A 21,787-nucleotide genomic window follows, 5' to 3' on the forward strand; every position below is an offset into this window, starting at 1 on the left:
CGCCACGCCCCGGAAGTGCCTGGGCTACCGGACCCCGGCCGAAGTCTTCCGGGAAAAGCTGATGGAGGCAATGAAGTCAGGCGAGTAAGTTGAAGCCGTGAAAATTGCGCTTCAGCGTGAGCCCACAGGCGGCACGCGCTACCCTGAATCCACCGCAGAGTTGCGGTTCAAGCATCGCTCACCCCAGCTTTTCGAGTCGGGGGCTCCCTCGGCGAATTGACATGAGGGCACCATAATTTTGCCCCGCTCCTCGAGGAGAAATGAATCGGATTGCGTTTTGGCAGTCCAAAGGCGGTATTGAGGAATTATTGTTTCCAATATTGCCATTCAATACCCTATACCGCTGTACTCTTAGACCTATACCGACGGTCACAATCTTGCCAGATTTAAGGGGTTTTTCTTCTCCTTTCTGCAGCCATCAAACTAATGTCCTTCACACCGCTCAACGCGCTTGTAGGTTCTAGGCTCAGGCAAGAACACGAGCAGCGTTTCTGAAAGCGACACTTCAGGCCATGCAGATAAGAAGGGATTTAAAATCCCAATGGTCAGGCTTGATCGCGATAATAGGCGGCCGCAATTTCTGCGGAAGAAATAGGGCGTGTGATGATTGATAAGTTCCTTACTCCGAGAGCATTCCCCCCTTTGCGGCGTGGTCTGGCCCTTCTGAGCACGATCGCCGCCATGTCGGGATGCAGCCTGTCTTCCACGGGGGGCGGCTTGGCGACCGCCATGTTTGCCACCAGCGGCGCGGTCGCGCCGGGCTATTCCATGTCCGAAGGTGGCAGCGTCTCGATCCCGCTGGAGCAACTCCTCGCCACCGCGCCGGTGACCGTCACCGAGAGCCTGCCCAACGACACCTTCCTGCCGGGCGACAACAGCATGACCCATCTGCATCTCTCAAGCTGGGGTTTCGGATCGCCCCTGTCCCGGGCACTCGGCCAGATCGGCACTCTACCGGCGCCATTCGAATACATCACCGAGCGTGATTTCAGGCCCGCGGGCGATTTCAACGGCCAGTATCACTACGCCGTCTCCGCACCCGATGCCGACACCACCTGCGTTCTCGCCATTCGCGTGGCCGAGGAGGAGAGCCGTCTCAAGGTCATGCGCAACTGCGTGATCGGCGACCTCGTGGAGGCGTTGGAGCCGATCCTCGAGACCTAAGGCGGCGACGCCGACCCATTCATCCCATCCGTATTCCGTTTTCAGCGAGGGCAGCCCATGCCATCTCTTCGCGCGTTCCCGTTCGGCCTGGCCTTCCGCCTCCTGCTCTGGCTCGTTTGCGTGGCCTCGGTCATCATCCTGGCCAGCATTCCCACCTCCGTCCTGGCACAGGCTCTGCTGGGGCTGGTGGCGGTGGCCGTCGTGTTGGTGCTGCGCGGCATGACCGAGAGCTTGCTGCCGCGGCTGGCGCTGCTGGCGGTCGCATCGATCATCGTGCTGCGCTACTGGTTCTGGCGTCTCCTGCACACGCTGCCCGGCCTCGAGGACCCGGCTTCCTTCGTCGCGGCCTGAGCGCTGTTCGCGGTAGAGACTTACGCCATCGGCGTCTTCTTCTTGGGCAGCTTCATCATGGCCGACCCGGTGCGCCACCGCCGCCCCGATCCGGTCAGCGTCGAGGATCTGCCCACCGTGGACATCCTCGTGCCGACGCTCAACGAGCCGGCCGAGCTTCTCTCGATCACCCTCGCTGCGGCGCGCAACATCGCCTATCCCCAGCACCTCGTACGGGTGGTGCTGTGCGACGATGGTGGCACCGATGCACGCTGCGCCGATCCTGATCCGCTCAAGGCCGCGGATGCGCGGATGCGGCGCGAGGAGCTGCAGGCGCTGTGCGCCGAGCTGGGCGTCACCTACATGACCCGCGCCGAGAACCGCCACGCCAAGGCCGGCAATCTCAACGAGGCGCTGATGCAGCTTTCGGGCGATCTGGTGGTGATCTTCGACGCCGACCACGCGCCGACACGCGATTTCCTGGCCCGCACCGTCGGCTACTTCGCCGAGAACCCGAAGCTGTTTCTGGTGCAGACCCCGCACTTCTTTCTCAACGACGATCCGGTCGCCCGCAATCTGGGCCTCGGCGCATCGCCGCCCGAGAACGAGATGTTTTATTCGCAACTGCATGAGGGGCTGGACCGCTGGGGTGGCGCCTTCTTCTGCGGCTCGGCGGCGGTGCTACGACGCGCCGCGCTCGACGAGGTAGGCGGCATCTCCGGCAACACCATCACCGAGGACGCCGAGACCGCACTGGGTATCCACGCGCGGGGGTGGGAAAGCCGCTATCTCAACCACGCGATGGTGGGGGGCTGCAGCCCGAAACCTTTGGCTCCTTCATTCAGCAGCGCGGCCGCTGGGCCACCGGCATGATCCAGCTCCTGATGACCTGCAACCCGTTCCGGATCCGCGGCCTCAGCCTGTTCCAGCGGCTGTGCTACTTCAACTCGATGAGCTACTGGCTGTTTCCGGTGTTCCGGCTGGTGCTGCTCATGGCGCCGCTGAGCTACCTGTTCTTCGGGATCGAACTCTTCGTGACCACCGCCGGCGAGGCGATGGCCTTCATGAGCAGCTACCTGGTCATCACATACCTGGTGCAGAACGCACTGTTCGGGCGCACCCGCCACCCCTTCATCTCCGAGATCTACGAGATCGCGCAGGCGCCCTACCTGCTGCGCGCGGTAATCGGCACCTTCCTCAACCCGCGCAAGGCCAGCTTCAAGGTCACCAGCAAGACGGAGACGGTCAACGTCGCGGTGCTCTCGGACGTCTATGCGCCGCTGCTCGCGCTGTTCGGCCTGATGTTGACGGGTCTCGGCGTGCTGGCATGGCGCTGGTATGCCTTTCCGGGCGATCGCGACACGCTGCAGATCGTCGGGGCCTGGGCGGTGTTCAACACGCTACTGGTCAGCGCTGCGCTGCGGGCCGTGGTCGAGGCGCGCCAGCGCCGCAGCGCACCGCGCTGCACGGTCGAAATCCCGGCGCTGGTCCAAGGCGACGCGCAGGACGGAGCGCAGCATCCCGCGCTCGTCACCGACATCTCCTATGGCGGGGCGCAGCTGCTGCTGTCGTCGCGCCCTGGCCAGCGCCAACCGCAACGTTACAGCCGTGGCGCGCAGCTGGATTTCATGCCGGCCCCGGCCTTCGGCTTCGAGGATGCCGTGCCCGTGCAGACGACCATCGCCTCGGTGCAGGTCCGGGACGGCAACATCGTGCTGGGGCTCGATTTCACCGGTGCGCGCAGCGGTGCAGCCAGCCGGACCATCGCCGCCATGCTCAATGGCGACAGCGAACGCTGGCGCGCCAGCCGTGCCGCCCGGTGCCAGCGCATGGGTCTGTTGCAAGGCGCGGCGCAACTGTTGGTGCTCTCGGCCGGAGGCGTCGCTTCCGTCGGCGCGATCCTGATGCGCCCGCGCCCCGCACGAAAGGTGGAAGTGGTCGAGAGCGCCTCCGGCTGGCTCACCTCCGCCCCGATCGAACGGCAGGCCTTCATCGAGGGTCCCTCTGCCTACGCGCCCGCCACCGGCTCAGCGCATCCCGTCTCCAGCCTGAACGGAGTTCGCGCATGACTTTCCCGCATCCCCAAAAGGCGTCGCATGGCCTGCGCACCGGCACCACGGCGCTCGGTCTCGTTCTCGGCTTCATGGCCGCCCAAGCCCAGGCACAGGATTTGACCCAGAGTCTGATCAGCCCCCAAGGCGACGCACAGATCCGCCTGTCCTTCGCCGAGACTGCCACGCCCGCTTCGCGCATCTCTCTTTCCCTCCTCGATGTGATGGAGCCCGCCCGAGAGACGACCCAACAGTTCCCCGACGCCGCGATCCGGCTGCAATTCGGTGGGTCCGAGATGACGCACGAGACTATCGCAGTGTCAGAGACGGAAGCGGGTGTGCTGCGAGAGATGCGTCTCGCCTCGCTCTGGCCGCTTGAGGCTGAGCAGGCACGCCAGGGGCGGCTGCGTCTTGCGGGCGAACAGGCCGGAGCTGATCTGCTGCTCTTCGCCGCCGAAGGCGCGATGCCCAAGGCGCTGGTGCTCTCCACGGTCTCGAGCGCCTATGTTCTGCCCGGTGCTTCAAGCCTGCGGGTGCTGGTCGAAGGACGCGAAATCGGCACGCTCCGCCCCGAAAACATCTCCGGCCTCTCTGGCGCGAGGCTGCCGCTGCCTGAAGGCGCGCTGCAGCCGGGGGTCAACCGGCTGCGCATCGAGGCGGTGCATGCGCATCGCCACGCCTGCGGCGGCGACGCCGCCTATGATCTTTGGACCGATCTCGACCTTGCCACCAGCGGCGCAGAGTTCGACACCGCTGGGCTGCGTTCCGACGCCTCTGGTTTCCTGGCGCAGATCGCCGCCGCGCGCGGCGCGGGCCAGCCTATCACCTTCCACCGCCCCGCCGACGGCTCGCTGGACATGGCGGCGCTGAAGGTAGCGCAGAAGCTGGGCCAGCTCAGCGGTGGCGGCTTCGACATAGCGACTGCCGATGCCGCCACGCCAGCCACACCCGAGGGCGTGTCGGTGGTGCTGCGTTCGGGTCCGATAGCTACGGTGCAGCCGCAGGTCGGCACCACGGGGGCGACGCTGATCCTGCAGTCCGGGCCCGAGGGCCTGCCCGATCTCGAGGCCGCCCTCGGTGCCGGGATCGCCACCGAGGTGCCACCGATGTTGAACACCGGCCTGCCGGTCGCGCTGGCGGATCTGGGCTTCACCGAGCAGTTGATCACCGACCATCTGTGGGAGGAAGGCCTCGCATTCGAGCTGCCGCGCGACTGGCACATCGCCACCAATGCGCGGGCCGAGCTGGCGCTGCGCTTTGCCAATGCCGAGGCGCTGCCCGAGGGGGCGCGCCTACGGGTGCTGGTGAATGGTGAGCCGGTGCGTCTGGTGCCGCTGCATGACAAGCTGCACCAGCCGGACGTCCCGCTTTCGGTGCGCTTCAGCAGCGCGCTCTTGCAGGCCGGGCGCAACGTGTTGGGCTTCGAGGTCTTCGTGCCCGGCGATCCCGGCGACGCCCCCTGCCCGACCGAAAAGCGGCTCAATGTCAGCATCGATGCGGGCTCGACCCTTTTCGTTCCGGCCTCGCCGAAGATGTCGATGGCGGGGCTCGCCGCGCAGATCGACAGGTTGGACGCGACCGCGCTCCTGCCCGCGCTGCGCGCGACCGGGGACGAGGCGGCAGCAGGCGAGATCCTGCGGCTGGCCATGGCGCTGCCCCATGCTCCGGATGAAGAGGGTGGGACCCGGCTGGTGCTGAACGGGGGCGGCGATGTCGATCCCGCCACCTTCGGGGATCTGTGGTCCTCGCGCGAGACGGTGCGCACGGCACTGCAGCAGGCCCCCACGAACGATGCACCGCAGCTCAACGTTGCGACCGTGCAGGATACCGCCATCCCCGCCACGACCCGGATGTCGCTCTTGGCCGCGCCGGAACTGGTGGCGCGCGCGCGCCATGAGGTGAGTGCTCTGCGCGACTTTCTAACCGATCTCGTCTTCCCCGACCCAAAGCGCGATCTTGCGGAATGGATGCAGGCCAATCAGGGCCAGGCACTGCTCTATCAGCTCGATCCGGCGGATCCCGAGACGCTGCATCTGGCATTGGCACCCGATGCTGAGCCGGGCGAAGTCGCAGCCGCCCTTGAGCGCGCGCGGCTGCGGGACGTACCGCTGCGAGGTCAGGCGGCGCTGCTGAGCTGGGATGGCGAATGGCTGAGCTGGAGCGACAGCGAGCGGCTGCCGCAATTGCACGAAGCGCTACGCCCGGCCAATCTGCGGGCCGTTGCAGGCAACTACGCCTCGGCCCGTCCCTCGGTCTTCGTCGCCGCGATGCTCGGGCTGACGCTCATGTCGGTGCTCGCGGCCTTTTCCTTCATCCTGAGCACGCGGAGCCGTCGATGATCAGCAGGCGCAGCCTCATCACCCTGCTCGCGGGCGGCGCGGTCGCGGCAGTCGGCGCGGTCCAGCTCGGTGCGAGCGAAGGGCTCGGCGCCACCGCTGGCCCCGATCCGCTCCGCCCACTGTGGGACGCTTGGAAGACGGCGCATCTGGCCCCCGAAGGTCGGGTCATCGATGCCTTTCAGGACAATGCCAGCCATTCCGAGGGCCAGGGCTACGGCCTCGTCCTCGCCGAGGCCTTCGGCGATCTGGAAAGCTTCGAGCGTATTCTCGACTGGTCGATGGCGAACCTGTCGCGGCCCGGGGACAACCTGTTCTCATGGCTCTGGAAACCGGCGGATGGCGGCAAGGTCATCGACGCTAATAACGCCACTGATGGCGACATCTTCCACGCTTGGGCGCTGGTCCGGGCGGCCGAACGCTTCGGGCGGAACGCCTATCTCGACCAAGCCCGGGGCATCGCCACCGACATTGCCCGGCTTTGCGTGCGCGACCGGCCCGGCCGCTCCGGCCAGACGGTGCTGCTGCCCGGTGAACATGGCTTTGAGAAGCCCGAGGGGCTGATCGTGAACCCCGCCTATATCTGCCCCCGGGCACTGAGCGAGATCGGCCGGGCCTGCCGGGTGCCCGAGCTCGAGACGGTGGCCGCCGACGGGGTAGCGCTCTTGGCGCAGCTCAGCCGCGACGCGCTGCCCCCCGATTGGGTCATGGTGAGCGAAACCGGCCCCGAACCCGCGCCGGGCAAATCCAGCCATTTCGGCTACGAGGCGCTGCGTCTGCCGCTCTACCTCGTCTGGTCGGGCCTAGCGGGCCACCCGGCGGTGCAGCGCGCGGCCGCGGCCTATGCGCCCTTCATCGGCACCCATACCCAAGCCACGCCCACGGTGATCGCGCCGAGAACCGGCGAGATCATCGAGACCTCGTCCGATGCGGGCTACCGCGCCATCGCGGTGCTGGCAGCCTGCGGCAACGGCCCGCTGGGGCCCAACCAGATGCCGGCCTTCAGTGCCCGGCAGCCCTACTACCCCTCGACCCTGCATCTCCTTGCCCTCGTGGCACAGAAAGAGGCCAGTTTTTCATGCTACAGCCTGTGACCCGTTCCCTGATCGCCCTGCCTCTCGCCGCCGCACTGCTGTGGAGTTCGGCGCTAACCGCCTCGGCCCAGCCGATCCCCGAAACCGAGCTGGCGGCATTGCGCTACTTCCTGTCGGTGGGCGACGCGCCGGGCATCGAGGCCGAGAAGGTCCGTTTGCAAAGCACCTTCCCGGGGGCCTCGATCGACGCGTTGCTCGAGGAACTCGTGGTGCGCTCGGAAGAGGTCGATACCAGCCAGATCTGGCAGATGATCAACGCTGACGACTTCGAGGGTGCGCGTGAACTGGTCGAGCGCACCAAGGAGGGCCAGCCCGGCTGGACCCCGCCCGAGAACCTGCTCGCGGTGCTCAACGAACGTGAGGGCCAGTCTCGCTTCGAGGCTGCGGTGGAGACCGGCGAACTGCAGACGCTCATGGCGGTCCTGAACGATTTCCCGGACCTGCTGACCTGCCAGAAGATCAACAATGCTTGGCGGCTGGCCGAGCTGCAGGCAGCGCAGGCGATGCCGCATCAGGCAGTGATGACCTATGACGGTATTTTGGCGAGCTGTCAGGTCCCGGATTTCGTCGTGGCGACCCTGCAAAAGGTCTCCGGCGTCGCGGACAAGACCGAGATGGCGGCGCTGTTCGAGCGGGCGCGCACGCTTAATCCGGGCCTCGGGCTCCGGCTCGCCAGCCTCGAGGCCGAGCTTGCACCGCTGATCGGCAAGCCCGTCGCAGCATCCGTCGATGTGCCTGGCGCGAGCCAGCTGGCAGTGCCTGCGGTCGAGACGCGGCCGCAGCCCCGCGGCATCCCGCCGGTTGTGCAGCAGGTCTCGGCCCCCGCTCCTGCACCCGCCGCTCCTGCGCCGCAGCCTGTTCGTGCGGCTGCGGCCACTCCGGCCACGCAGGCCGCACCTTCGGGCGGCGGTGATCTTGCCGCTGCGCAGGCGGCTGCCGCGCGCAAGGACTGGGCCACCTGTCTGAAGCACGCCGCGCGCTCGAATTCGGTCGCCAGCACCAGCCAGCGCGGCTGGTGCGCGCTCGAGCTCGGTCGCACGCTCGAGGCGATCTCCGCTTTCCGCCATTCGGCGGCGAATGCCGGCAATGCGCAGCTGCGACAGGACTCCGATTACGGCCTGATACTTGCCTATCTCAAGGCTGACATGGTCCGCGAGGCGGCGGCACATGCGAGTCGCGCCAAGCTCAGCGCGCAGCAGAAAATGACGACCGACCGGCAGATCCTGAGCCGTCTCGCCCTCGGCGCCTTCGATCGCAAGAGCTATGGCGAAGCCATCACCTATGTGGACCGTCTCAGCCGCGAGGCGGGCGGGCTCGACCGGGGCATGGCGATGCTGCGCGGCTATTCCTTCCTGCACATGAACCGCAAGGCCGAGGCGCGTCAGCAATTCGCTGCGATCCACCGGGTGACACCCGGCAAGGACACGCAAGAAGCCATGGCCCTGGTGCGATAGATGGCGATGCTCCTGAATTCCCTGTCTCTCGACGGCGACGCTGAGATCCGCGACCTGTGTAGTGCCTTGGGCAGCTGCGCCGGTGTCCCGGCCCGGCTGCGCCTGCTGCCTGCCCCTTCGGCCGGCCAGGCCGGATGGCGCGACGGCGCCGCCGCCTCCCACGTCATCTTTCCTGTCGACACCGACTGGATGGGCGAGCTGACCTTCGATATGGCCGGGGAAACCGAGTTGAGCGAGGCTGGGCGCAAGGCGGTGCAGGCCCTGCTGCCGCTGGCCGGTAGCCTGCTCTCGGCCGCGCAGGAACGGCGTCGGCTCAAGGCGTCGCTCGACTGGCTGCGCGACCACAACATGGCGCTGCGGCGGCGCACCCGGCACGACCCGCTGACCGGTCTTCTGAACGGACGCAGCTTCCACGCCATGGCGCGGCTGATGTCGCGTCAGCCGCTGCAAAAGCGCGCCTCGGCCCTGATGCTGATCGACGCCGACGACTTCAAGGGCGTCAATGACCGTTTCGGCCATCCGGCCGGCGACCGCTATCTCAAGGCGCTGGCACGGAGCCTGCGGGATTTGTGCCGCCCTGAGGACCCGGTGGGGCGGATCGGTGGCGACGAGTTCGCACTCTTTCTGCACGACGTTCCCGCCGACCGCGACTGGCGAGAGGTCATGACTGACCGCCTGCGCGCCCGACTGCGCCAGGAGGTACATCTGGCGGTCGGGCCGGACTGCCAAGCTTCCGTGTCGGTCGGGATCGCCATCTTCGAGACGCCGCGGGGGGACTATGCGACGCTTTTGAAGGAGGCCGACACGGCGCTCTACGCGGCCAAGGCGGAAAGCCGTGCAAGCGGGTAGCGTAATACCTCTTGCCTGCTGGGATGTGCGAACCTCGATTCCTTCCGAAATTGAAGGATGACTCCAATCCTGACATCAAGCCATTTTGTTTCCCTAACATATTGAGGCTGCGAGATGGGGAATGGTCGCTTAGCTGCAATCTCATGAATAAATTACGCCTTTACAAAACCTTATCGCATTAGGAGCCCCCGGCAGCGCTTCTCTTTCGAATACCTGCTTGAGTCAGTTGCGGACAGCTAAAGCAGGGGGATCGGGATGAACGCGTCTGATCAAAAAGATGTCTGCATTTCATTACAAAGAAAGCTTATATGACTAATGTAGTTGTATTCGATAACGGGGCATATGTTGATACCAGCAACGGGCTGGATGCAGAGTCCGATAACATTCAGGCGGCGCTTAATGCCCAAGGGCACGCGGTTTCCAGACTAACAGGTCTTTCGGCATCAGCAATGTCATCTGCACTTTCCGGAAGTTCCGTCCTTATCATTCCCGAGCAAGAACGAGGGCAATTGATTGGGGGCCTGTCTGAGGGAGCGAGAGAGGTGCTTCGCGGATTCACATCCATGGGAGGCACGGTAATAGTATCTGCAGATATGGGGTCAAACGACACATCTTTAATAAATACACTTTTCGGCTTCAATCTTGAAAATGTAAATATCTCCGGGGCCTCTAGCATTAGCGCGCAAGCTGGCGGAACCATTTACAATGTCGGCAATACCCTGCCACATAACAATGGAACCTATGCTTTTGGAAATCTGCCATCAGGGTCTACACCGCTATACGGGAGCTCCTCGGCAACAACGGCAGCACTGATGCCCTATGACGACGGGACGATCGCGTTCCTGGCATATGATTGGTACTACGCCGCCCCTCGTGGGAGCCAAGATGGCGGCTGGAATGCGCTGCTCAATAAGATAGTTACACACGCCGGAACGTCAGAACCGGCAAATCGCGCGCCTGTTGTCACTGAGATCGATGCCGGCACCACGAACGAGGATGCTGATCCGGTCACGATCGACCTTTTGCAGACTGCGTCCGATCCTGATGGTGACGATCTCGATACCGCCGATGTGATCCTGTCCACCTATACAGGCCGTACAGTAGATTTCGAGATCAACAACGAGACCGATCAACTCGAGATCGACCCCTCGCAATTCAACGATCTGGGGGCCGGCGACCGCGAAACCGTGACGGTTTCGTACAAAATCACCGACGGGCATGGCGGCGTTGTCGCCAACTCGGCCAAGCTCGTCATCGAAGGCCGCAACGATGCGCCGCGGCCCTCGACAGCCGTCGAGACGACGACTGGTACCGAAGACATGGCGGTCGAGGGGACGCTGCAGCCTGGAATGGATATCGACCGCGGCGATGCCCTGAGCTTCGTGGCTGGCGAGACGCCTTCGGTTAGCGGGACGGTGGTCATCGATGAGACCACTGGCGCCTATACCTTCACGCCGGAGGAAGACTTCAACGGCACCGCCTCCTTCTCCTATGCCGTCTCGGACGGGGAAGCCCGCAGCGCCGAGAAGATCGTCGAGATCGACATCGCGGCGCTAAACGACGCGCCCACGGATATCGACCTCGACAATGCCGCCGTCGCCGAAAGCACCCGCGGCGCGACGATCGGCCTGCTGGCCACCACGGATGTCGACCTCACGCGGGAGGGCGACAGCCACAGCTACGAGATCACCGGCCTGACGGACGCGTCCGGAAACGTTCTGGCCGCCGACGATCTGTTCGAGATCGTGAACGACACGTTGAAACTCAAGGATAGCGTCGCCCTCGATTTCGAGACCAACCCCTTCTATCGCGTCGAGGTAGCCTCGACGGATGCGGCCGGCGCGGCATACTCCGAGACCTTCGAGATCACGGTCGAGGATCGGCCCTTTGGTGCCGACTGGGCGGCAGGATTCCAGTCGACCACCATCAACGATTGGTACAACCCGGCTTGGGGCGGCGGATTCAACGCGACCATCTCCTACACGGTCCAGGAGGAGGATCTCGTGGGAAGCGATGTCTATGCCTGGGACATCGCGCCCAACTACACCGGCACCGGCACCGGCACGCTCACGCATGGCTGGATGAACGGCTTCAACGCGACGGCCTCGGCCGGCATGGATGAAGAGGGTGACTTCGTCCTGTCGACGGATGGGCAGGCGTTCCAGCGCGTGCTCGTTGCGGGCGATGTCCTCAACTTCACCGTTCAGGTTTATGGCGCCGGCTACGATGAGGACGATTTCGCCTTCGCCTTCGCGGATGTCGACCAGACCGCCTCGGCCTCGAGCCCGACGCTCGAGATCGATGCAGCCCCGACCAACAGCTGGGGTAGCGGCCTCAGCCAGAACGTCGCGGTTCGCAACACCGGCACCGAGAGCGTGGACGACTGGACCGTCGAACTCGACGTGCCGGACGACATCGTCTTCAACCTCACCGGTGTCTGGGGCGCGACGGCAACCAAGGATGCGGATGGCGATATCGTCTTCGAGGCGCTTGGTTGGAACAGCTCGATCGGCGCCGGTGGCGCTGCCAATTTCGGCTTCAACGCGAGCTATGACGGTGGCTTGGCTCTCATCTTCGACGACAGCGACTTCGCCTTCGTGTAAGCGAGGCGGCGGCGGTCGGTTCTGGCTTGAACCCATATCAGAGCCGAAACCGCCGTGATAACAAGCGGGATCCCGCCAGGCATCGCGGGGTCCCGAGTTGGGCCATGACGTCGGATCACCTAGGATAAGTCCGCGCGTGGTCTCTAGGCCCCGCACCCACCCTGCGAGACAGCTGCCCCTTCCACCAGAGCCGCCACGCCTGCGCGGCGCGGTCAGGAATTGGATCGGCAGGACGGCCCGAGATCCGTCTTGCCAGTCTCCAATGAGCGAGCGCCCCGCCCTCAGAGAGCGCGCAGCGCCTTGTGTTCCGCTTTCATGCAGTCACCATGGCAGATCAGGCAGTCGCTCGGCTCTCACCCCGCCGCCACGAGGTGCGGTGGTTGTTCATCAATCGAGTGGTTCCTGCGTCTTTGAGAGTGAGGCGCGCTGCGTTTGCCCTCGCGAGCCGAAGCGGAAGGTCGGTATTGAGCAAAGTGACCACGACATCGAAGGAAGGTTGGCATTTTCCACTAATCCAGCCGGCCTAGGCGGATGGGTTCGCGGTCGGTCAATGCGGTGTGTCATCCGGGTCCGGCTTTGAGCTGTCTCCCCTTGCCGGAAGGCGCGCAGCAATCGCCAGGAACGTCCGCGACATCGCCCCGCCCTTCTCAAACGGCGCGTTCCCTCGGGTCGACCCAATGAAGAGCCATCCCAAAGATTGTCTTCACAATATTAGATTGTGGCAAAAAAATGGTTGCTCCGTAGCGCGGGATTGCTAACGTCTTCCATACAGGTGTGAGGAGCAGCGGATCCGCAAAAGATATTGCGGTGTCGAGTGGGATCATGGATCGGCAATAACGGCCTGTTGCATTCCGTAGGCCATCTTCCGAACCTGATCAGGTCATTTCCCGGCAGCCATGACATGCCGTTTGAGATGCGGATTTTGCGCTTCTCCGTTTTTTAACGCGTATTCCAGAGGTAACGATCTTGGCACTTTCCCCCAATCTTTCCGCCAGCGCGTCCGATGTCGACGATACGCCTGAGGCGCAGCAGGTCATCCCTGCCTCCACCGAAACCATCGTCTACCGGGTCAATGCCGGCAGCACCGATGTCGCCGCGATCGATGGCGGCCCGGTCTGGACCGGCGATCTGGCGCTCGAGAACGGCACAGGGCCGGTTTCCGTCACCGGCGATGTCGAACACGAGTTCACCAGCAAGAGCACCGACTCTGAAGCGGAGGTCACTTACACCGATCCCGCAGTGGCAGACTACGCACCTTGGCAGCTCTTCGTCCACGAGCGCCACGACAAGATCAGGCCGCTACCGAATGATGACGAGCCCCTGACCTACAACTTCGACGTCGAAACCGGTGCTACCTACAAGATCACGCTGCTCTACGTCGAGAACTGGACTGGGGCCTTCGACATTCCGACTAAGAACCGGATCTTCGACGTGACGGTGGACGGCACTGCCTTCGCCGAGTTCGCCGACCTCAACCCGCTGGTTGAGGCCGCGGCGGCGTTGGGGCAGAACCTGCCGCCGATACCCTCGAAGATGTCGGCCAAGCAGCCCTTCCTCGGCACGGTGCTGACCCGGGAACTGGTCTACACGGCCGTGGATGACGAACTGAACCTTACCTTCATCGACAAAAATCAGAACCCCAAGATCAACGCGATCCAGATCAGCCAGATCCTGGAGATGCCAAGCGAGATCGAACTGTCCGCCACGCAGGTGGCCGAGAACGCTGCCGGTGCCGTGGTGGGCGAGGTGTCGGTCAGCGATCCGGATGGCGGTGACGCGCCCGAGATCACCGTCTCCGACGACCGCTTCGAAGTAGCGGACGGCATGCTGAAGCTGAAGGCCAAGACCAGTCTCGATTTCGAGGACGCCTACAGCATCCCCCTCACCATAACGGCGACGGATGCGGATGGGCTGAGCTTGTCCCAGGACTTCGAGATCGCCGTGCAGGATGTGGCGGAAGGCCGTCTTTCGGCCGTGACCAACGTGGTGGAAGGCAGCGATACCGGCGAGACGCTTAAGGGCACGAAGGCCAATGATCTGATCGTTGGTCTGGGCGGCAAGGACACGCTGATCGGCCGGAAGGGCGACGACATCATGGCCGGCGGCAAGGGCGCCGACAAGTTCGTGGGCGGCAAGGGCTTCGACACGCTCGATTACAGCGACTCCGCAAAGGGCGTTACCGTCAACCTGCAGAAGGGCGTGGCCAAGGGCGGAGATGCGCGCGGCGACAAGTTCAAGAGCATGGAAGGCGTGATCGGCTCCGACGCGAACGACAAGTTGCTCGGCTCGAAGGCCGGCAACGTGCTGATCGGCGGCGCGGGGGCCGATACTCTCAACGGTCGCGGCGGCAAGGACTGGGCCGACTACAGCGGCTCGGATGAGGGCGTGACGGTGAACCTGGCCAAACGCAGCGGTTTGGGCGGTGATGCCGAGGGCGACCGACTGCTGAAGATCGAGAATGTCCATGGCAGCACGCACAACGACACGCTCGTCGGCGATGGTCGCAAGAACGTTCTCGTCGGCGATGATGGCCGGGACAAGATCACGGGCGGCGGCGGCGGCGACAAGCTCGATGGCGGCGCCGGCAATGACAGGGTTCTGGGCGGCAGCGGAGCCGATACCTTCATCTTCGACCTTGGTAACGACAAGCTGGTGGGCGGCAAGGGCCGCGACACGGTCATGTTCGATGGTGAGTTCGGCGATTACGGCGTAAATCTCGGTAAGAAGGTGATCGTCACCTTTGAGGGGGATCGCGACGTGCTCACCGGCATGGAGCGGCTGGAGTTCGACGACACCACTTATGTCCGCCAAGGTGCGAACTGGGTCGAGCTCGGCTAGGAAGAGATCGAAGCGGTCGAACGCCCGTCTTGGCTCGAGACCGGCCATGGCCCGGTCTCGAGCGTCACAATCCTGAGGCCATGGGACCCCGCGCCCTCACGCGAGCCGGGGAACCATGCCTGTGACAGCGCCGTATTCGGCGCGGAGCGCGCGCTCATGGCATGGATCAATGCCGGTCTCGACCGCACCCGCAGGACCCTCGGCTTGCGACTTGCGACTTGCAAAGCAGGGGCACGCCCTATTGCTCACGGCAACCAGGCGCATGGTCGGATGAAGCGTTTCCAAATTGGGTACAATAAGAAAGCCTGACGCAAGATCATTTCATCGCCAGATGATTGTGGCAAAAAAATGGTTGCTTCGTGGCGGCGTCTGTTTAACCTCGAGGCAGGTACGAGGAGCCACGGATCCGTAAAAGCGATTGCGGGGTCAATAGGACCAGATCTTCGAATGATTGTTTTTACCATTTCTGGTTGATCATTCCCGCTTTGTCGTTTCGTTTCCAACAGCCCATGACGTGCCGTCTGAGGCGCGGGTTTTGCGTCTCTCGGTTTTTTAACGCGTAACCCAGAGGTCATTGTTTTGGCTATTCACCCTAATCCTCCCGACTTCACCGAAAACATCATTTACCGGGTCAATGCCGGCAGCACCGATGTGGCCGCGATCGATGGCGGCCCGGTCTGGACCGGCGATCTGGCGCTCGAGAACGGCCCGGGGCCGGTCTCCGTCACCGGTGATGTCGATCACGAGTTCATGAGCAAGCTGACCGACTCCGAAAACGAGGTCGATTACATCGACCCGGAGGTGGCGGGCTACGCGCCCTGGCAGCTTTTCGTCCACGAGCGCTTCGACAGAAGCCGGCCGTCGACGGCGGATGACGAAGAGCCGCTGACCTACAATTTCGAGGTCGAGGCCGGCGCGCATTACAAGATCACGCTGCTCTATGTCGAGAACTGGACCGGGGCCTTCGACATTCCGGCCAAGGACCGGATCTTCGACGTGACGGTGGACGGCGCGGCCTTTGACGAGTTCTCCGATCTCAACCCCTTGGGCGAGGCGGCGGCGGCGCTGGGGCAGGAGCTACCCCCGAAAACCTCGAACCCGCCGGAGAAGCAGCCCTTCCTGGGCACGGTCCTGACGCGGGAACTGGTCTACACCGCCGTGGATGACGAGCTGAACCTCGCCTTCATCAAGGACAACCAGAACGCCAAGATCAACGCGATCCAGATCAGCCAGATCCTGAATGGCCCAAGCGATATCGCCCTCTCCTCCTTCGGCCCGCTGGCCGAGAACGCGACCGGCGCCAAGGTGGGCCGGCTGAGCGTCACCGATCCGGATGCCGACGACACGCATGGTTTCAGCGTCTCCGACAACCGCTTCAAGGTGACTGACGGCGGCATGCTGAAGCTGAAGCGCAAGGCCAGTCTCGATTTCGAGGACGCCTATAGCATCACCCTCGCGGTCACTGCGACGGACTCAACCGGACTGGGCCTAACGCGTGATTTCGAGATCGCCGTCCAAGACGTGGCCGAAGGTCGCCTCTCGGCCGTGACCAATGTTGTGGAAGGTAGCGATGCCGGTGAGACCTTGAAGGGCACGAAGGCCAACGACCTGATCGTCGGTCTGGGCGGCGAGGACATGGTGCTCGGTCGCAAGGGGGACGACATCGTCGCCGGTGGCGCAGGTGCCGACATGCTCTTCGGTCGCAAGGGTTTCGATACGCTCGATTACAGGTCTTCCGCGCAGGCCGTCACCGTGAACCTGAAGAAGGGCATCTCGAAGAGCGGCGAGGAGCAGGGCGACACTTTCAAGAGCTTCGAGGGCGCGATCGGCTCCGCTGCGGATGACAAGCTTCTGGGCAGCAAGATCGGCAACGTGCTCATCGGCGGTGATGGCGCCGACATCCTCAATGGCCGTGGAGGCGCCGACTGGGCCGATTACATCCACTCGGACGAAGCCGTCACGGTGAACCTGGCCCAAGGAACCGGCATGGGCGGGGAAGCCGAGGGCGATCGCCTCGTAAAGATCGAGAACGTCCATGGCAGCACGCACAACGACACGCTGATCGGCGATGGCGGAGCAAACATCCTTGCCGGGGATGCAGGCCAGGACGAGCTCATGGGCGGCGGTGGCCGCGACACGCTGCTGGGCGGCGAGGGCCACGATATGCTGTGGGGCAATGCCGGCCGCGACAAGCTCGTGGGCGGCACCGGCACCGGAAGCGATGAGCTTCATGGCGGCAAGGGCAACGACAAGCTTCTCGGTGGCAAGGGCCGCGACACGCTGTCGGGCGATGCCGGCCGCGACAAGCTCTTCGGTGGCGCGGGGCATGACATGCTCGACGGCGGTGCCGGCGACGACGTGGTGCTGGGCGATGGCGGGGCCGACACCTTCATCTTCGACCTCGGCAGCGACAAGTTGGTCGGCGGCACAGGTCGCGACACGGTTATCTTCGACGGCGCGTTCGGTGATTACGGCGTGACGTTCGGCAAGAGGGTGATCGTGACCATCGGCGAGGATCGCGACGTGCTGATCGGCATGGAACGGCTAAAGTTCGATGACGCCGTATATGTCCGCGAGGAGGGCAGCTGGGGCGAGCTCGGCTAGGGTGAACCATCGCTGGCCGGACACCATGACAGGCGTCTGGCTAGCCAACTCCCATGCGAAATCGCGGGTCGCGATATGAACGATACCGCGCCCGATAGAGCTTTCGATGTAGAGTTTCCAAGCTTCTACGGCGTGCATAGCGCCGCCTGCGATCTTTCCGGAAAGTTCCGCTTGCAAGGCATGGGCCACGGTGGCGGAATCATCGGGGAAGCAGAACCTGAAAACCTCGTCTTTCGCCCATTCCGTCAAAGGCAATTGAGGACGCGGAACAGCACCGCATAAACCACCACCCTGAGGCTGGCTTCTGCTGCCGGCGCTCTCGCTGATGCTAGCTCTCTGAAGCCATGAAGGAGGACCGACGCCGCGCCAGCCAGCACAACATCACAAGACGGAAGCGTTGCCTGAGCTGCAAATTACCCAGCGCATCTGGGGTGTTGGCCCGACATTCGAGGGGCGTTTTACTAGTCGTCAGGTGGTTTCATGTCAAAGATTGCTCTGGTGGGTAACAACAGGACGTTTCTCGCTTCGGTCTCCAAGGCTTTGAAGGCGGAAGGCCTTGAGGTGGAGAGCTACAGTGATGGAGAGGTCGCGCTCGATGCCTTCAGCATGCGCCTGCCGGACTTGGCCGTACTGGACTGCAAGTCACCACAGATGAACGGCATGGAGTTGCTTGAGCGGCTACGCGAAGAAAGCAGCCTTCCCGTGATCCTCATGTCCTCCAAGGAGGGCGAGATCGATGAGCTCTGGGCTCTGCGCATGGGCGCGGATGACTACCTCAGAAAGCCCTGCTCTCAACTCGTGCTGCTTGAGCGCATTCGCGCCCTTTTGCGCCGGCAGAAGATCTGGGCCGCGGCGAGCCATGAAGACGGATCCGAGGTTCCGGTCATGGTCCGTGGCCCGCTCACCATGGATGCGTCGCGCCATGAGGTCACGTGGAGGGGCGAACAGGTGTCGCTCAGTCCGACGGAGTTCCTGCTGTTGCAAGCCATTGCCCACAGGCCAGGCATCGTCGTGTCGCGCAATCAGCTTCTGGACGAGATAGGCGACACCACCTCGTGCGATCGCATCATCGACGGGCATATCAAGCGTATTCGCAAGAAGATGCGCGAGGTGGATGACGGCTTCCTGGCCATCAAGACGGTCTATGGAAGCGGCTACCGCTACAGCGCCTATGAAACGCCCTTGCCCGAGCCGGCGACTGGTCAGAAGCTTGTCAGGTCTCTGAACACACCCAATGAGCCTTTTGCGGTCGCGCGAGGCGCGGAGCAGACCCCCAGACCGATCCGGCCTCGCGAGCCTTGATCACAGCATGGTGTTAACTCCACCGTCACAGGCGGGCTCGCCATGTCGCTCCACCGGGGTATGAGGCCGGGCAAAGCATCTGGCTCTCGATCAGTTTTGGCAGAATATCGGCGCCGTCGTCCTGCTGTCCGAAGCCGTTCTCGAAGGTGGAGCGGGCTTGGGCGATGCGGCAAATGTAGTCGAATACCGTTACCTAGTTATCTCCCCGACGCGATTAGGGGCCTGCGAGTAGAACTGTCATGGCGCCTGCAACTTCGCGCGCTTGCACGCTCAGACAAGGCTGTCGACGTCTCAGATACAGGTGTGAGGGGGAGCGGATCCGCAAAAGTGATCGCGGCGTCGAGTATGATCACGGATTCCGACTGATGGCCTATTGCATTCTGCAGGCCCTCTTCCGAATCTGATTGCATCATGTCCCGGCAGCCATGCCGTTCGAGATGCGGATTTCGCGCTTCTCCTTTTTAACGCGTATTCCAGAGGCCAGTATCTTGGCTATTTCTCCGACAAACTCCAGCGAGAGCATCGTCTATCGCATCAACGCCGGCGGCGGCGATGTCGCAGCGATCGACGGCGGCCCGGTCTGGACCGGCGACCTGGCACTCGAAAACGGCACAGGGCCGGTTTCCGTCACCGGCGATGTCGAGCATGAGTTCACCCGCAAGCTGACCGACACCGAGGATGAGGTCACCTTCACCGACCCCGCCGTGGCGGCGATCGCGCCTTGGCAGCTCTTCGTCCATGAGCGCTTTGACAAGATCAGGCCCCTGCCGAACGACGACGCACCCCTGGCCTACAACTTTGACGTCGATACTGGCGCAACCTACAAGATCACGTTGCTTTACGTCGAGAACCGGACCGGCGCGTTCCGCCCGGGGAATGACCGGGTCTTCGACGTGACGGTCGATGGCGCGGCCATCGCCGAATTCGCCGATCTGAACCCGCTGGGCGAAGCGGCAGCGGCGCTGGGGCAGGAGCTGCCGCCGACGCCGTCGAAGAATCCGGCGAAGCAGCCCTTCCTCGGCACGGTGGTCACGCGCGAGCTGGTCTACACGGCCGTGGATGACGAGCTGAACCTCACCTTCCTGCACAACAACCGAAACCCGAAGATCAACGCGATCCAGATCAGCCAAATCCTGGACGAGGTCACCGATATCGCGCTGTCCTCCAACAAGATGGCCGAGAACGAGCCCGGCGCTGCGGTGGGCGAGCTGTCGGCCATCGGTCCGGACGCGGACGACGGGTATGTGTTCACCGTTTCGGATGACCGCTTCCAGGTGGTGGACGGCATGCTGAAACTGAAATCCGGGATCAGTCTCGATTTCGAAGAGGCCTACAAGATCAGCTTAGCCGTCACCGCGACGGCGAACGGTGTGAGCGTGACCGAAGAGTTCGAGATCGCCATGCAGGACGTCGCCGAGGGCTGGCTGTCGGCCCTGACTAATGTAGTGGAAGGCAGCAATTCCGGCGAGTCCCTGAAGGGCACGAAGGCCAACGATTTGATCGTCGGTCTAGGCGGCAAGGACACGCTCATCGGCCGTAAGGGCGATGACATCATGGCCGGCGGCAAGGGCGCCGACAAGTTTATGGGCGGTAGGGGCTTCGACACGCTCGACTACAGCGACTCCGCGACGGGCGTCACCGTCAACCTGAGAGAGGGTGTGGCCAAGGGGGGCGAGGCGCGGGGTGACAAGTTCAAGAGCATGGAAGGCGTGATCGGCTCCGCCACGAACGACGAGCTTCTGGGTTCCAAAGCTGGCAACCTCCTGATTGGCGGCGAGGGAGATGACGTGCTCAAGGGCCGCCGTGGTTCGGACGTCTTCATCTTCGGTCCCGGCAACGACAAGATGCTCGGCGGCAGGGGCCGCGATACGGTCGTCTTCGACGGTGATGTGGGCAATTACGGCGTAACATTCGGCAAGAAGGTGATCGTCACCATCGATGCTGATCGCAGCGTGATGAGCGGCATGGAGCGGCTCGAATTCAGCGACACCACCTATGTTCGCGAAGGCGGTAGCTGGGTCGACGTCGCGGCCATCGTTCTCTCGATCGCCAATGCGCCGACGCTGACCGAGACCGGCGACACCGGAACCACCGATCTCGGCTTCGGCCTGAGCCTGGACGACACCGGCTTCACCGGCACTCTGCAGGTGAGCTACAAGGCTGGCACGGCGACGAACCAGACCCAGAGCGTCAGCTTCGTCGGCGGGCTCGGCAGGCTGGTCGTGCCGGTCGCCAATGACGACCTCGTCAACGGCACCGAGACGGTGGCGGTCACCCTGACCGGCGCCACCGGCACCGGCGTGGCGGTGACGCTCGGCACCACCACGGCCAGCGGCATGGTCGCCGAGGACGACGTCATTGCCATCGTTCTCTCGATCGCCAATGCGCCGACGCTGACCGAGACCGGCGACACCGGAACCACCGATCTCGCCTTCGGCCTGAGCCTGGACGACACCGGCTTCACCGGCACTCTGCAGGTGAGCTACAAGGCTGGCACGGCGACGAACCAGAGCCAGAGCGTCAGCTTCGTCAATGGGGTCGGCACTTTGACCGTGCCGGTCGCCAATGACGACCTCGTCAACGGCACCGAGACGGTGGCGGTCACCCTGACCGGCGCCACCGGCACCGGCGTGGCGGCGACGCTCGGCACCACCACGGCCAGCGGCATGGTCGCCGAGGACGACGTCATTGCCATCGTTCTCTCGATCGCCAATGCGCCGACGCTGACCGAGACCGGCGACACCGGAACCACCGATCTCGCCTTCGGCCTGAGCCTGGACGACACCGGCTTCACCGGCACTCTGCAGGTGAGCTACAAGGCTGGCACGGCGACGAACCAGAGCCAGAGCGTCAGCTTCGTCAATGGGGTCGGCACTTTGACCGTGCCGGTCGCCAATGACGACCTCGTCAACGGCACCGAGACGGTGGCGGTCACCCTGACCGGCGCCACCGGCACCGGCGTGGCGGCGACGCTCGGCACCGCGACCGCCAGCGGCATGGTCACCGAGGACGACGTGCCTGCCCCGCCGCCACAGCCGACCAACGCGCTCCAGGCCTTTGCGGCGCAGGGTGATCTCGATACCTCGCAGAGCTACGCGGCCGGGACCGTCGGTGCGGCCAAGCTCGGCATCATGCTCGGCAACGCCAACATCGAGGCGTCGA

At 63.9% G+C, this 21,787-nt stretch carries 11 protein-coding genes and 2 pseudogenes; all 13 read left to right on the forward strand.

Annotated features, from left to right (window positions below; all coding sequences use genetic code 11):
• Window positions 1–717: 717 nt before the first annotated feature.
• Entirely contained in the window at window positions 718–1,164 is a 447-nt protein-coding gene (locus LOS8367_RS18305; protein ID WP_207569302.1) for a hypothetical protein, read from the forward strand.
• Between the two features lie 57 nt (window positions 1,165–1,221).
• Window positions 1,222–1,515 (forward strand): hypothetical protein, encoded by a 294-nt coding sequence (locus LOS8367_RS18310; RefSeq protein ID WP_085897983.1) that lies wholly within the window; start codon window positions 1,222–1,224, stop codon window positions 1,513–1,515.
• A 42-nt stretch (window positions 1,516–1,557) separates the two neighbouring features.
• A complete protein-coding gene (locus LOS8367_RS18315; RefSeq protein WP_085897984.1) occupies window positions 1,558–2,367 on the forward strand; it encodes a glycosyltransferase in 810 nt (269 codons plus the stop codon).
• Window positions 2,364–3,563 carry a glycosyltransferase family protein gene (locus LOS8367_RS19155; protein WP_165761522.1) on the forward strand — a complete coding sequence of 400 codons (1,200 nt, stop codon included), beginning with the start codon at window positions 2,364–2,366 and terminating at the stop codon, window positions 3,561–3,563. The genes LOS8367_RS18315 and LOS8367_RS19155 overlap by 4 nt, the downstream gene beginning before the upstream one ends.
• Complete coding sequence (locus LOS8367_RS18320) at window positions 3,560–5,884, forward strand: cellulose biosynthesis cyclic di-GMP-binding regulatory protein BcsB (RefSeq protein ID WP_165761523.1); 2,325 nt, start codon at window positions 3,560–3,562, stop codon at window positions 5,882–5,884. The genes LOS8367_RS19155 and LOS8367_RS18320 overlap by 4 nt, the downstream gene beginning before the upstream one ends.
• Window positions 5,881–6,975, forward strand: coding sequence for a family 8 glycosyl hydrolase (locus LOS8367_RS18325; protein WP_165761524.1), 1,095 nt, complete (start codon window positions 5,881–5,883; stop codon window positions 6,973–6,975). Before LOS8367_RS18320 ends, LOS8367_RS18325 begins: the two co-directional genes overlap by 4 nt.
• The gene (locus LOS8367_RS18330; RefSeq protein ID WP_133056385.1) at window positions 6,960–8,429 is read left to right on the forward strand and encodes a hypothetical protein; all 1,470 of its coding nucleotides are present in this window, start codon (window positions 6,960–6,962) and stop codon (window positions 8,427–8,429) included. Before LOS8367_RS18325 ends, LOS8367_RS18330 begins: the two co-directional genes overlap by 16 nt.
• 6 nt (window positions 8,430–8,435) lie before the next feature.
• Window positions 8,436–9,278 carry a GGDEF domain-containing protein gene (locus tag LOS8367_RS18335; RefSeq protein WP_207569303.1) on the forward strand — a complete coding sequence of 281 codons (843 nt, stop codon included), beginning with the start codon at window positions 8,436–8,438 and terminating at the stop codon, window positions 9,276–9,278.
• A gap of 812 nt (window positions 9,279–10,090) precedes the next feature.
• Window positions 10,091–11,881, forward strand: coding sequence for a cadherin-like domain-containing protein (locus LOS8367_RS18340; protein WP_242665651.1), 1,791 nt, complete (start codon window positions 10,091–10,093; stop codon window positions 11,879–11,881).
• Window positions 11,882–12,847: 966 nt separating this feature from the next.
• Window positions 12,848–14,719, forward strand: a complete 1,872-nt coding sequence (locus LOS8367_RS18345) for a malectin domain-containing carbohydrate-binding protein (RefSeq protein ID WP_110522071.1) — start codon at window positions 12,848–12,850, stop codon at window positions 14,717–14,719.
• Between the two features lie 579 nt (window positions 14,720–15,298).
• A complete protein-coding gene (locus LOS8367_RS18350; RefSeq protein WP_085897991.1) occupies window positions 15,299–17,323 on the forward strand; it encodes a hypothetical protein in 2,025 nt (674 codons plus the stop codon).
• 480 nt (window positions 17,324–17,803) lie between these two features.
• Window positions 17,804–18,490, forward strand: a pseudogene (locus LOS8367_RS18355) (response regulator transcription factor); the annotation flags it as partial.
• 623 nt (window positions 18,491–19,113) lie between these two features.
• Window positions 19,114–21,787 (forward strand): annotated as a pseudogene (locus LOS8367_RS18360) (hypothetical protein); the annotation flags it as partial.

Source organism: Limimaricola soesokkakensis, from assembly GCF_900172345.1.
In the GTDB taxonomy this organism is placed as follows: Bacteria; Pseudomonadota; Alphaproteobacteria; order Rhodobacterales; family Rhodobacteraceae; genus Limimaricola; species Limimaricola soesokkakensis.